At 41.3% G+C, this 12,435-nt stretch carries 10 protein-coding genes and 1 tRNA gene; 8 read left to right on the top strand and 3 right to left on the bottom strand.

Annotation, left to right across the window (positions count from 1 at the left end; all coding sequences use genetic code 11):
* Nucleotides 1-48 precede the first annotated feature (48 nt).
* The 5 genes from INT03_RS00590 to INT03_RS00570 all read left to right on the top strand — a co-directional run bounded on the left by INT03_RS00590 (nucleotide 49) and on the right by INT03_RS00570 (nucleotide 3,300).
* Complete coding sequence (locus INT03_RS00590; protein ID WP_193007157.1) at nucleotides 49-1,218, top strand: hypothetical protein; 1,170 nt, start codon at nucleotides 49-51, stop codon at nucleotides 1,216-1,218.
* A 50-nt stretch (nucleotides 1,219-1,268) separates the two neighbouring features.
* Nucleotides 1,269-1,538, top strand: a complete 270-nt coding sequence (locus INT03_RS00585; protein WP_193007156.1) for a hypothetical protein — start codon at nucleotides 1,269-1,271, stop codon at nucleotides 1,536-1,538.
* Between the two features lie 122 nt (nucleotides 1,539-1,660).
* Nucleotides 1,661-2,071 (top strand): OsmC family protein, encoded by a 411-nt coding sequence (locus INT03_RS00580; protein WP_193007155.1) that lies wholly within the window; start codon nucleotides 1,661-1,663, stop codon nucleotides 2,069-2,071.
* A gap of 36 nt (nucleotides 2,072-2,107) precedes the next feature.
* A complete protein-coding gene (locus INT03_RS00575) occupies nucleotides 2,108-2,572 on the top strand; it encodes a flavodoxin family protein (RefSeq protein ID WP_193007154.1) in 465 nt (154 codons plus the stop codon).
* 74 nt (nucleotides 2,573-2,646) lie between these two features.
* Nucleotides 2,647-3,300: a DUF938 domain-containing protein gene (locus INT03_RS00570; protein ID WP_193007153.1), complete on the top strand. Its 654-nt coding sequence runs from the start codon at nucleotides 2,647-2,649 to the stop codon at nucleotides 3,298-3,300.
* A 95-nt stretch (nucleotides 3,301-3,395) separates the two neighbouring features.
* Here INT03_RS00570 and ppc read toward each other — a convergent pair whose 3' ends face one another.
* Nucleotides 3,396-6,185, bottom strand: coding sequence for a phosphoenolpyruvate carboxylase (gene ppc, locus INT03_RS00565; protein WP_193007152.1), 2,790 nt, complete (start codon nucleotides 6,183-6,185; stop codon nucleotides 3,396-3,398).
* Nucleotides 6,186-6,279: 94 nt separating this feature from the next.
* Nucleotides 6,280-7,071, bottom strand: a complete 792-nt coding sequence (locus INT03_RS00560) for a dienelactone hydrolase family protein (RefSeq protein WP_193007151.1) — start codon at nucleotides 7,069-7,071, stop codon at nucleotides 6,280-6,282.
* A 312-nt stretch (nucleotides 7,072-7,383) separates the two neighbouring features.
* Here INT03_RS00560 and INT03_RS00555 point away from each other — a divergent pair, with 312 nt between their 5' ends.
* The 3 genes from INT03_RS00555 (at nucleotide 7,384) to INT03_RS00545 (ending at nucleotide 11,961) form a co-directional block, all read left to right on the top strand.
* Nucleotides 7,384-9,471, top strand: a complete 2,088-nt coding sequence (locus INT03_RS00555) for a catalase (protein ID WP_193007150.1) — start codon at nucleotides 7,384-7,386, stop codon at nucleotides 9,469-9,471.
* Between the two features lie 193 nt (nucleotides 9,472-9,664).
* Nucleotides 9,665-10,888 carry a hypothetical protein gene (locus INT03_RS00550; protein ID WP_193007149.1) on the top strand — a complete coding sequence of 408 codons (1,224 nt, stop codon included), beginning with the start codon at nucleotides 9,665-9,667 and terminating at the stop codon, nucleotides 10,886-10,888.
* Between the two features lie 284 nt (nucleotides 10,889-11,172).
* Nucleotides 11,173-11,961, top strand: a complete 789-nt coding sequence (locus INT03_RS00545) for an MBL fold metallo-hydrolase (protein WP_045451637.1) — start codon at nucleotides 11,173-11,175, stop codon at nucleotides 11,959-11,961.
* Between the two features lie 63 nt (nucleotides 11,962-12,024).
* Here the strand turns inward: INT03_RS00545 and INT03_RS00540 are convergent.
* Nucleotides 12,025-12,100, bottom strand: a tRNA-Lys gene (locus INT03_RS00540).
* Nucleotides 12,101-12,435: the final 335 nt, after the last annotated feature.

Raw genomic sequence — 12,435 nt, 5'->3', positions numbered from 1 at the left:
CTCAGAAGTGAAACATCATTGCGCCAATGGTAGTGTGGGTTCGCCCATGTGAGAGTAGGTCATCGTCAGCTCTCTATTCTAAAAGTAAAACCCCCTTCTGCTTATGCAGAAGGGGGTTTTCTTTATTTATTTTTTTGTTTTAATGATAGTATTACAGAGAAAGAGTTACATACTTTTCTAGGGATAACTTTAATGTCTTCTGTTTTATTGGATAATGCAACAATCTCAAGCGTACAACGTGCATTGGGTAAAGCTCCAACTAAAGAACCAGCTTTACTTGATATAGAACATGTTGCTCTTGAACGCTTTAGTGAGGCTTTTTTATTAAGTGATAGTATAGTTGTTCCAGATACTTATAAAGCATCTTTAACACCTGCTAGAAAGAAGATGTTATCTGATCCTGTATTTTCTTTTAAAACGGTTTTAAAAGAAGAAGACAATGATTTATTGACTATCTCTAAGTCTCTTTCTGAAGCATGGACTACAGCGTTTAAGAGTGGATCTGACAGAAGTCTATTTTCACAATATTTTGAACAAGCTAATGCTTTTAGTGAATTCATTTGGGAGCATTCAAGTTCAGAGTTTTATTTAGTTTTTCGGACTATGGGTATTGAAAAGGAAAACCCTTTAATTGAAGCTTTTTTAGCGAGTCCAGCTGATTATAAGTTAGGAGAAGATTTTAAAATTCACGGTATTGACGGGAGACATGTCGACTGGAGAAGATTATCGCCACATGTTAAGCGAATGCTCGCAGTTATGGCGTGGTTAGGGACTCAGTATATATGGCATCAAGTATATGCTGCAAAACTAAATGTAACCTACATGTCTCATCCACTAAGAGACTTTTTTTCGTATGACTTCCTCGATCGTTTGAATTCTGGGTCAAATAATTCTACTGATTTTGCTAAATCTTTCAATGTTGGTATGAGAGGATTTAAGAAAAGCATGCTTCAAACATATAACGACTTAGATTTAGTTCCTAGCTCAGACGAACTCCATCTTCCTAATTTTATACCTATGCTAGTAAAAGAATGTACTGATGGACAAGAATACCTTGAAGCACTTTCGTATTATCGGAATAATTCGGAAGTGAAGGAAATACGAGAGAGACTTACTGAAATAGAAAAAGATATGGAACAGGGACGATATCAGAAGCATTCTAAAATGGTTAGTGAAATCAAGTGTGTTGGAGATAATCTTCTAAAGGCTAAAGGCTAAAGGCTAAAGGCGTAGATCCTAGGTTTATTAAATTAGCTCCTCCAACGAAAATGCTTGGTATTTCTGTCTCTGGAGATGACGCTAAAATAGAGCTTCCAATTCCTCCTTATTTATATAAACAATATTTTCTTGGAAAGAGATATCGCTCATTCGTGAGAAAGGTTATGAATGAGTTGTCAATGCCTTCACAATATGGTGCATTAAAAGATCGCTTAAATGGATATGCTTGGATTGAAAAAGATCAAATGCCTAAGTTCTATTTAAAACAGGATCAAATGCCTTCTTTATTCCATAAACCATTTCATAAATCCGCTTTATGATAGTAGTGAGAAATATTATGAACCACCATAACTCGATGCTACAAAGAAGATATATTTTTGCATGATGAAAGAAAAAATTTTTCAAATAGTAATTTAATAGCGATAACTACAAAAGGCAAAATATGACAACCTCAAAAGTAACTTATCAAGGCGATCTACGTACTACAGCGATACACCTACAATCAAATAACAAGATTATCACCGATGCGCCAACGGACAATCACGGTAAGGGCGAGGCATTTTCACCAACTGATTTATTGGCGACGAGTTTAGCCAGTTGTATGCTGACCATTATTGGGATTAAAGCTCGCGATATGGATATCGATATTGCAAGTACTACAGCTGAAGTTACGAAAGTGATGGCAGCTGACCCAAGACGAGTCAGTGAAGTGCATGTTGCTATCACCTTTAATAAGCAGCTAGATGAGAAAACGCAAAAGATATTCTATAACACCGCGCTGACTTGTCCGGTTGCGAAAAGCATCCATCCTGATATTATTCAAAAAGTGACTATTCATTCTAATAGTTATTGATTCCAAGAACTATTAACCTCTATAACGGTGATTAATATGGCTACCAAAACCTTACTTATCGTCGCGCATACACCGTCTACCAATACCAAAAAATTGGCACAAGCGGCTTACGATGGTGCCAATCATCCTGACTTAGATATCAATATCATATTAAAGTCCCCACAGGACACCCAACCCGAGAATGTATTGGCAGCTGATGCAGTATTATTAGGGACGACTGAGAACTTGGCTTATATGGCAGGGCTGACCAAAGACTTCTTTGATCGTTGTTATTATCCTGTGCTAGAAGAGAAGCAAGGCATGCCATTTGCACTATACATTCGTGCAGGACATGATGGTACGGGTACTAAGCTTGCTATCAAGACGATTACTACTGGGTTGCGCTGGTCATGGATTCAAGAGGCGCTGATACTACAAGGTGATTGGCAAGAAATCTTTACTGAGCAAGTCGAAGAGCTTGCGATGACGCTAGCCGCTGGGGTAGAAGCGGGTATTTATTAGTTTTTTCGACGCTTTGCTTGTCGCCATTATTAATATCAAAGCTACAGTAATGAAGACATATAAGGATATTAGCAGTGTTGAATGATGATTCAGATAATAGCCAATCGATTGCTCCTGCTGGAATAGCATTTTCTCAAGCGTGTGAAAATAATAAACAGCCGATTTTAGAGGTTTTACAGCAAGAGTTGCAAGATTCTACTTATATATTAGAAGTGGGTTCTGGAACCGGTCAGCATAGCGTATATTTTGCCCCTAGATTGACCTATTTAACATGGCAGACCAGTGATGTGTTTGTCAATCACGCCACTATCAATGCTTGGCATGCTGCTTATCCTGCCCCTAATTTATATGCACCGCTTACTTTTGATGTATCGCGTGATTCAGTGCCAGTCAATGAGGTTGCCACTGCGTCTTATGATGCAGTATTTACCGCCAATACCTTGCATATTATGTCGTGGACTTTAGTGGCTAAATTATTCCAATTGGTCGGTGATATGCTACCTTTAAATGGTAAATTCATCGTTTATGGACCATTTAACGAAAATGGCATTTATAGCAGCGCAAGCAATCGTCAGTTTGACCATAGCTTGCGCCAGCGCGATGCTAACAGCGGCATCCGTCATTTAGAAGACGTTATAGATTTGGCAAATACACATCATTTAACGTTAAATAAGCGTTATGAGATGCCATCTAACAATCAAATATTAGTATTCGAAAAACTCTATTAACGTAAAACGCTGAGTTGAGTCACTGTGATAACACCATGAATCAACTCAGCTTTGATACGATTTTGATTGAGTAAGTATCTATCAATATATTAATACTAACCCGTATTGCGTAGCCCTGCTGCCAAAGCATTGATGCTACGAATTAATGCATCTTCGACAGCCAGTCTCTCGTTATTTTCCAATTTATCATCACTAGCGTTATCAGGCTGGCGCATACGCTTGAGTAGCTCAATCTGGATGTAGTTGATGGGATCTAAATAGGCGTTACGCCATTCCAATGAATGAGCCAATTCTTGTTGGTTTGAGAGTAAAGACGCCTGCTCTAGCAAGGAGTTGAGACCTGCGTGCGTCAGTTCATGCTCATCAATCACTGCCTGCATGACTTGCTCACGCAAGCTTTCGTCTTTACACAGTTGACTGTATGCACGGGCGATATTCATCTCGGATTTTGTAAAAGCCATTTCAATATTACTGATAAAGACATTGAAAAATGGCCAGTTTTTATTCATCTCCTTCATTAACGCTTCGTCTTTTTTGACGCTATCTAAAGCACTGCCCACGCCATACCAAGCGGGAAGGGTAAAGCGTGCCAATGACCAGCCAAATACCCACGGTATCGCCCGAATCGTCGATTTGCTCGGCAGTCCTTTTTTACGGTGAGCAGGACGCGAGCCAATATTGAGCAATGAAATCTCTTGTACTGGTGTGGCCTCAGAATAAAACTGATAGAAGCCCTCTGTATTATCCGTCAGCTCTCGATATTGCTGTTCGCCTGCATCTGCCAAATCAGCAAACAAGGCTTCATAGCTATGTAGCTGTTTGGGTTGTTCAACAAATCGTGACGAGCTGGCTTTTAGCGCCCCCGTGATTCCCATGGTTAATTCAAACACGGCGGTATCTGGATTGGCATACTTGGCGTAAAGTACTTCGCCTTGTTCAGTGAACTTGATCTGTCCATGTAAAGTGCCAGCAGGCTGCGCGGCAATGGCTTGATGGGTTGAGCCACCACCACGACTGACGGAACCACCACGACCATGGAACAGGCGGGTGGTGATACCATATTGATTGGCGATATCGGTGATGGTTTGCTGGGCACTATATAACTGCCAAGCGGAGGTAATAATGCCGCCATCTTTAGAGGAGTCTGAGTAGCCAAGCATAATCTCTTGAATGTTTCCTGAGTGCTCAAGTAACTCCCGATATAGCGGATTGTCCAACACCATTGGCATAATCTTATCGATATTTTTTAAATCTTCGATGGTTTCAAACAGTGGCGCAACTGGTAGGGCAGAAAATAAATGCCCGTTCTTATCAATACCCGATAAGCCTGCAAAACGCATCAGTAGCAGCACTTCTAACAGCTGACTGGCGTTATTGGTCATCGAAATTACATAGCTACCAAAAGTATCGTCGCCGACCAGTTTGCGCAGTTTAGCGACAGAATTCATCAGAGCAAGCTGTTCGTGTGTTTGCGCGCTTAAGTTGTCGGTATAAATCAGCGGTGCACCTGGCTTTTCTAGCAAACGCGTTAGCCATTCTTGGCGCTCTGTTTCGCTGAGGGTGCGATAGTCGGGCAGATTCGAGGCGCTAGCAAAAATATCTGCAATAACTTCGCCGTGATATCCTGAATCTTGGCGAATATCTAGCGCAGCCAAATGAAATCCACAGGTTTTGACTAGGCGAATGGTATCAAGCAGTAAGCCTTCGCCATGCGCTTTGTCATGAGTATTGACGCTTTTGCGAATAAGGCGTAAATCATCTAACAACGCAGTCGGTGTTGAATAAGCCTCTTTTGCAGCCTCCTCATCTGTGCCTTGGCTTTGGATATGCTGGTTAGTCGCTTTTATTTTAGCCAGAATAATGGACAGCAGTCTTCGGTACGGCTCATTATTGTAATCATCAGGATTGTAGCAAAAGACTTTTTGATCGAGTGTGCTGTAGTCTTTGATACGGGTATAAATCTCTGGCGCGATATCGACGATAGTATCGCTATGAATCAGCTCACGACGCAATTTTCTGATCAACACTTGGTAATGGCGTAGCACGGTATTGGCATGCATCAATACCGCCATTTCAGTGGTTTCATGGGTGACGAATGGATTGCCATCTCTATCGCCGCCAATCCAAGAGCCAAAACTGACAAAGGCGGGTAAAGGGTAGTCGATTAACTCAGGATAGATATCGACGATAGCGTCTTTTATATTACGATATACTTTGGGAATGGCAGTGAATAAGCTGGCATCAAAATAGTGTAAGCCGTTGTTTATTTCATCATAAACCAAAGGTTTTCGGCTGCGAACTTCGTCTGATGACCACAGCAAGTCAATGGTTTCTGCCGTCTTTTGCTTAGCTTGCATAAAGGCTAGGCTGCCTTCGGGATAGTCGCTCATGGCATCAGTATGCTCATAGAGGGTTTGCAAGATATTCATGGTGGTGCGTCTACGGGCTTCGGTAGGATGAGCCGTAAAAACAGGAATAAATTTAAGGTGATCAATAAGCTCTTTGATTTGCGCAGGTTCGATTTGCCGCTCACGGCATTCTAACAAGGTGCGGCGAAAGGATCCTTCCCAGCTTTGATTGGACTGGGCACGCATAGTACGGCGTTGCTCACGCAGATAGTTTTCTTCCGTTAAATTGGCGAGGAAAAAGTAAATAGAGAATGCCCGAATGACGTTTTTTAAGGTTTGATTGTCTAATGAGGCAATAAGATCGATCAGCTGCTGTTTGTGTGCTGGATTATGCTCACGGCGCTCCCGAATAAAGCCCTTGCGCAATGTTTCGATAGTACGTAGGGTATCCTCCCCAGATTGGCGAGAAATGGCCTCACCTAAAAATGCGCCTAACAATCTAACACGCGCACGCAATACGTCGTTCTTCAATAACATAATTGGCTTCCTTGGCTTCTAATCGACTCATTTATCAATGAGATAGGCTGGTTAATAATTAAGGGTCGCTGTTCCTATAAAATATGAATTAAAGTTATTTATATTCATTTGCTAAAAAATCCAAATAGCGTTTCCACGAGCGCTCATCTGCACGTGCATCATATCTATCAATGCCAAATACGCTAAAGGCATGTGGTGCACCACTATATGTCACCATCTCATGCGGTATGTTGGCGGCTTCTAATGTCTTACCCAAAGTTGCGAAGCTCTCTAGAGAGACAGATTCATCAGCAGAGCCATGGAATACTAAGATTTCTCCAGTTGTCTTGTCATAACTTTGACCCGTTGGAATATCAAAGGCACCATGGAAGGGTACAAATGCTTTTTGCTCAAATCCTGAGCGCGCCAGCTCCAGAGCAACGGTACCGCCAAAACAATATCCCATGGTAGTGCCTTTACGCACATCATTACCTTGTAGTCTTCCAGCATTCAACGCACCTTGAAGTATGCGGCGCATTTTATTGCGATCATCGTATAATTCCCCAGTTAAGCGTTTGTTTTCTTCAATAGAAGTAGGACGAACGCCTTGCCCGAACATGTCTGCCGCCAATACATTGTAGCCCTCGCCTGCTAACATGTCAGCACGTTTACGCTCATAGTCTGTCAATCCATCCCAATCATGAATGAGTAAGATAAAAGGCGCATTCGCTTTGTCGGCTTTGGCGTAATAGCCTTCGTATGCTTGATCATCCACGGTATAGGTAATGTTTTTGGTCGTAATAGCGGCAGCTGTTTGGCTGAAAGTCAGTGCCATTAGTCCGATTGACGCACCCATTAGCAATGAGTGATAAGGTTTTTTGGACGGAGTATTTGAAGTTGATAACATGGTAGGTCGCCTTATAATCGTATAAAAAAGATAAATAGTTGGCTAAAACCATGCCCATTTTATTTATCAACTGTTTTAATGCTTCCTAAGAGCATACCTTAAAAAATCACTACATGACAAGAATCTATCGTCAACGTTGAAGCTCTCTTTAAATACGCTGAAATTACGGCTTTATCACGGCTGCAAACTTTAACCAAATATCAACAAGGAGTGCCATGAATTAGTCATATTTTTTGGCTAATATTAAAGACAGCTCTATACAAAGGTTCTAAAGAAATAGAGCCTACTTTTAATTACTAGCTAGGATGCATAATGAAAAATAATATTGATCATACTGACCCCGCTAAAGATATGAATACGGAACGTGGCAATGGCGGTGAGACTCACCAGCGCGCAGGGGATGACACTAAAGTGCTAACGACCCAACAAGGTGTCGTCATCTCTGACAATCAAAACTCTCTAAAAGCAGGCGCACGTGGGCCAACCTTATTAGAGGACTTTGTATTAAGAGAAAAAATTCATCATTTTGACCATGAGCGTATTCCTGAGCGTATCGTTCATGCGCGTGGTAGTGCTGCTCACGGTTATTTTGAACTCACTGAGTCGCTCGAAAAATATACCACGGCGAAAATTTTGACCGAGACGGATAAGCAGACGCCTTTATTTACCCGTTTTTCTACGGTTGCTGGTAATAAAGGCTCAAAAGATACGCCACGTGATGTGCGTGGTTTTGCTGTGAAAATTTATACCGAAGAAGGCAATTGGGACATCGTTGGTAACAACATGCCAATTTTCTTTATTCAAGATGCGATGAAGTTTCCAGATTTGATTCACGCGGTCAAACCAGAGCCAGATCGTGGATTTCCGCAAGCCGCTTCGGCGCACGATACTTTTTGGGACTTTGTGTCATTGAGTCCTGAGACCATGCATAATTTAATTTGGCTGATGAGTGATCGTGCACTACCACGCAGTTTACGCATGATGGAAGGCTTTGGTATCCACAGCTATCGTCTCATCAATGAAGCGGGCAAGAGCACCTTTGTCCGTTTCCATTGGAAACCTGTACTCGGTGTGCAGTCAACCACGTGGGATGAGGCGGTAAAAATCTCAGGCGCTGACCCTGATTATCATCGCCGTGATTTATTTGAAGCCATTAATAATGGCGACTATCCTGAATGGGAGTTTGGCGTCCAGTTATTTACTGAAGAAGAGGCTGATAAATTCCCGTTTGATCATCTAGATGCCACCAAATTGATTCCAGAAGAGATGGTGCCAGTGAAAGTCGTGGGTAAAATGGTGCTGAACCGCTATCCCGATAACTTTTTTGCAGAAACGGAGCAAGTGGCGTTCTGTCCATCGCATCTGCCACCGGGCATTGATTTCAGTAACGATCCATTATTACAAGGTCGTTTGTTCAGTTATCTAGACACCCAGTTATCACGTTTAGGTTCGCCTAACTTTGCCCAAATTCCAATCAATGCGCCGAAATGCCCGTTTGCTAATAATCAGCAAGATGGTCATATGCAGATGCAAGTACCTAAGACTCGTGTGCTCTATGAACCACAAAGCTTAGATCCGACTAGACCGCGCGAAAGTGCCCAACGTGGCTTTGAATCATTCCATGAGCAGTTGGATGATGGTGTGAAAGGTCGCGTGCGTGCAGAGAGCTTTGCCGATCATTATAGTCAACCGCGTATGTTCTATCGTAGCCAAACACCAGCTGAACAAGCACACATTGCTTCTGCTTATGCCTTTGAGCTAGGTAAAGTAGATACGGCGCATGTACGTACGCGTATGCTGAGTCATCTGCCACATATCGATGAAGACTTGGCAAATCGTGTGTCAACAGCGCTAGGTATGGAACTGCCAGCGCCTGCTGATGCCGCTGCTCCTGTACAGGATATGGCGACATCGAAAGCAGTACAGACGATAGGTCTAACGCCGAAAAGTCTACAAGGGCGTTTGATTGGTATCTTGGTCGCAGAAGGCTCAAAGCATAGTGAAATCAAAAAGTTCGAAGAGGCAGCAAAAGAGCAGGGTGCTAGCGTGAAAATCGTTGCGCCCAATAAAGAAGTTGTTTTAGATGACAACACTCGCATACAAGCAGATGAGCGTCTCGCTGGCGGTCCATCAGTGATATTTGATGCGGTCGTTAGTATCATTATGCCAGAGCAAGCTAAAAAGCTAGCAAAAGACAGCTCAGCACTAGATTGGTTCAATGATGCCTATGGACATTGCAAAGCCATTGCTTATTGCGGGGCGACCGATGAGTTTATCTTAAGTAAGCTACCCATTGAAAAAGACGCCTTTGTCACGCCACTGGCTGAATTGGATACTTTTATTGAGAATGCCAAATCTCGTCTGTGGGAACGTGAGCCAAAGGTTCGTGATTTGGCGTAGTTTTTTTAGACCTTTAATAAAGAACTCAGCCATTGTGCTGGGTTTTTTATTGAATTTTTAAAGCTAATTTCAGAGTGCTTGGTAGCGCCCAAATATTTGAAAATAGAATAAAAACTCAATGTGTATTTTAGTTGTTTTTTTGTTAAATAAAGTTTAAATTATCTAACAATACTATTCGTCCGGAATTTTTATCGTGAAAATACTTAATAAGAATTTATCACTTAGTTTGTTGATTCTACTGACAGGCAGTCTAGTAGGTTGTGGCGGATCAAGTGGCAGCGATAATGCTACTTCTAACGAACAGATAAATACTGAAAAACCGAAACCCGAAAAACCCAAGCCAGAAACTTCAAAACCCAGGCCTGAAATACCGAAACCTGAAGCAGTAGAGCTAAAAGATACTTTGACCCTACCTTCATTACCTCTCAATAATAAGCCATTAGATATCGAAGCTAATAATGACGGATTGAATGACCTTAAAACAGGAATATTTGATATTGACATTGGTCGCTACGAGGATAATAACCCGCAGGGTTATAGCTGTACGGACAAGAATCGAACATATTGTACTTTTGTTAAACAGTACAAGCTGGACGAAAGTTTAAATAAAGTTGTTGAACGCCATTGGATGTATGAGCCTGCATTAAAGCAATGGCTCTCAGTCAGTGATGGTATTACGGAAGACTTTTTTTATAATAGATACTTTACTGGAGATACTCTAAGCTACAATGGCAAATGGGGCAGCCGCGACGAACTTACGTTTCCTGATTATAGAAGTGATTTCAAGGTAGGCGCGGGTAAGCTGATTTTTGATAAAGGCAGCTCAAAATATGACGTTATTATTAAAGCGGTAGGTCTTCCGGGCGGGGCTAAAAGATACAATATCGACTTTATTTTAACGCAAGGTGAGGTAATAACGCTTGAAGATGTGGATTTTTTCTCAGGAAATAATCAATCAGGAGATGCCAACAAGTATTCAACATTAAAAGCGTATCGTGACGCTCACTCAAAAATTGAAGATTTGGTTTGTGCGCTTAAATTGAGTAACAGTGGACTGGTCTTTAACAAAGACACTCTTGGTGCTACTTTGTATAATATACAACCAGTTTGTACTTATGCCATCAATTATAATGTTTCACCTCAAATACTAGAAGAAGGCGTCAAAACAGTAGCTGGGAAAAAAGTAATTTATCTAAATAACCCCACTGATATGTCATTAGAGGCCTCTAAAAATACCAGTGAGCAGCAGTATCTGATGGCAATTGCATTGGGTAGTGATGGAGTTGCTCAAATGGGCCGAGCATATCAACCAGGGTTTGGCTACTCTTTAGAAACCCAGATTTATGATAGAAAAGGGATTTATCAGTATATGGAAATCACCAGTGACGATAAAGAGGCATTGGTTTTACCATTCTAATTTAAAAACAGCATGAATTAATAGGCAGTAAAAACTCAAATAAAAACCTAACATTAATGTTAGGTTTTTGCTTTTTAGCCAATGATGATTAAGCCAAAAAAAGAGTTAAGAAGCAAACCTATTTCAGACAAAAGCTCATCTCAAAAAAATAGCCACAAGCGTTCACTCAAAGTCATTACAAGTTGAATGGTGGGCGTTATACTAAATCCTATTAAGGCGCGTTAAAAGCGTCTCCTATAGTAGGGATACTATAACAGTGAGCAATCATGTAGCAGGGAACGCAAATGAGTTTATGTGAAATTGTACGTTTAGAAGGATATATCCAAAGTACTTATCTTGCGGTATATCCAGATAAAATCATGCTGCTGGACGGTGGTTGCCGCCCTGATGTAGCGATGGTATTAGATTATATTAGAACGAGGCTACAGCGACCAATCAGCGATCTAAAAGTCGTCGTGGTGACCCATATGCATCCTGATCATGCAGGCGGCGCTCATCAATTCAGAAAAGAGACGGGCTGTATCATTGTTTCGGCAGAAAAAAAGCGTCAATGGTATAGCGGTATCGGTGGGCATGCCATGCATTTTGTGGATATAAATCTTGCGCATTATGTGGCGAGACGTCAAGGTCGCTCCCTTAAGAACCTGTATTATCCTGCCCATCTTACGCCTGATATGACCGTTAAAGATGGGGATAGTGTGCCGAAATTTGATGAATGGCAAGTACTGGAAACACCCGGACATACAGATCGTGACTTGTCTCTATTTCATGTACCAAGTCGGCAAGTCTATACGGCCGATCTCATTATCAAACTGCGTCATAAGTTTGTGGCGCCTTTTCCTATTTATGATCCTAAAGTCTATATTCAGTCACTACAAAGAATAAAGGCGTTAAAACCTTCTATGGTTATGATGGCACATGGGCGTGAGCTAGCAATCGACGCAGAAACGTTTGATATGCTGATTACGCAAGCACCTAAGCATCCACGGACGATCAAAGACACGATTAAGCATAAGCTACTGTGGCGAAAAGACACTGACTTCACTATTTTTAAACGAAACCGTAAAAAATAAAGTGAAATTTTAAGCAAAAAAAAGCCCAGTCATTATTAATATAATGACTGGGCTTTCTAAATATGGTGGGCCGACCGCGACTCGAACGCGGGACCAATTGATTAAAAGTCAACTGCTCTACCAACTGAGCTATCGGCCCTGAAGAGTGTATAAAAAAAGCATGGCTTTTTTAACTCTGCAAGATAAATTTCCTTAAAGGCAAACTTATTAAAACTAGACATCTAAAAAATGTCTTTAAACTTAATTTTTAATATTAGTTCAATCAACATTAAAAGAGGCATTAAGTTTGTTTCAACGTTTAAAGAATTTCTATCCCTAAACGTGAGAGCACATTATATACACTATCAGGACAATTACAACCCCGTAATATAAAAAAAGTGCAATTAATGAGAAAAAATGCATTTTTTTATATAATTTGGCTTATTGGTGGCTGTTTCATGGCAGTAAATGCCTATTTAAAACGTCAGTCGCGAT

This window comes from Psychrobacter sp. PG1 (genome assembly GCF_014897815.1).
Classification (GTDB): Bacteria; Pseudomonadota; Gammaproteobacteria; order Pseudomonadales; family Moraxellaceae; genus Psychrobacter.
This window is presented reverse-complemented; position numbering and strand designations above follow the sequence as displayed.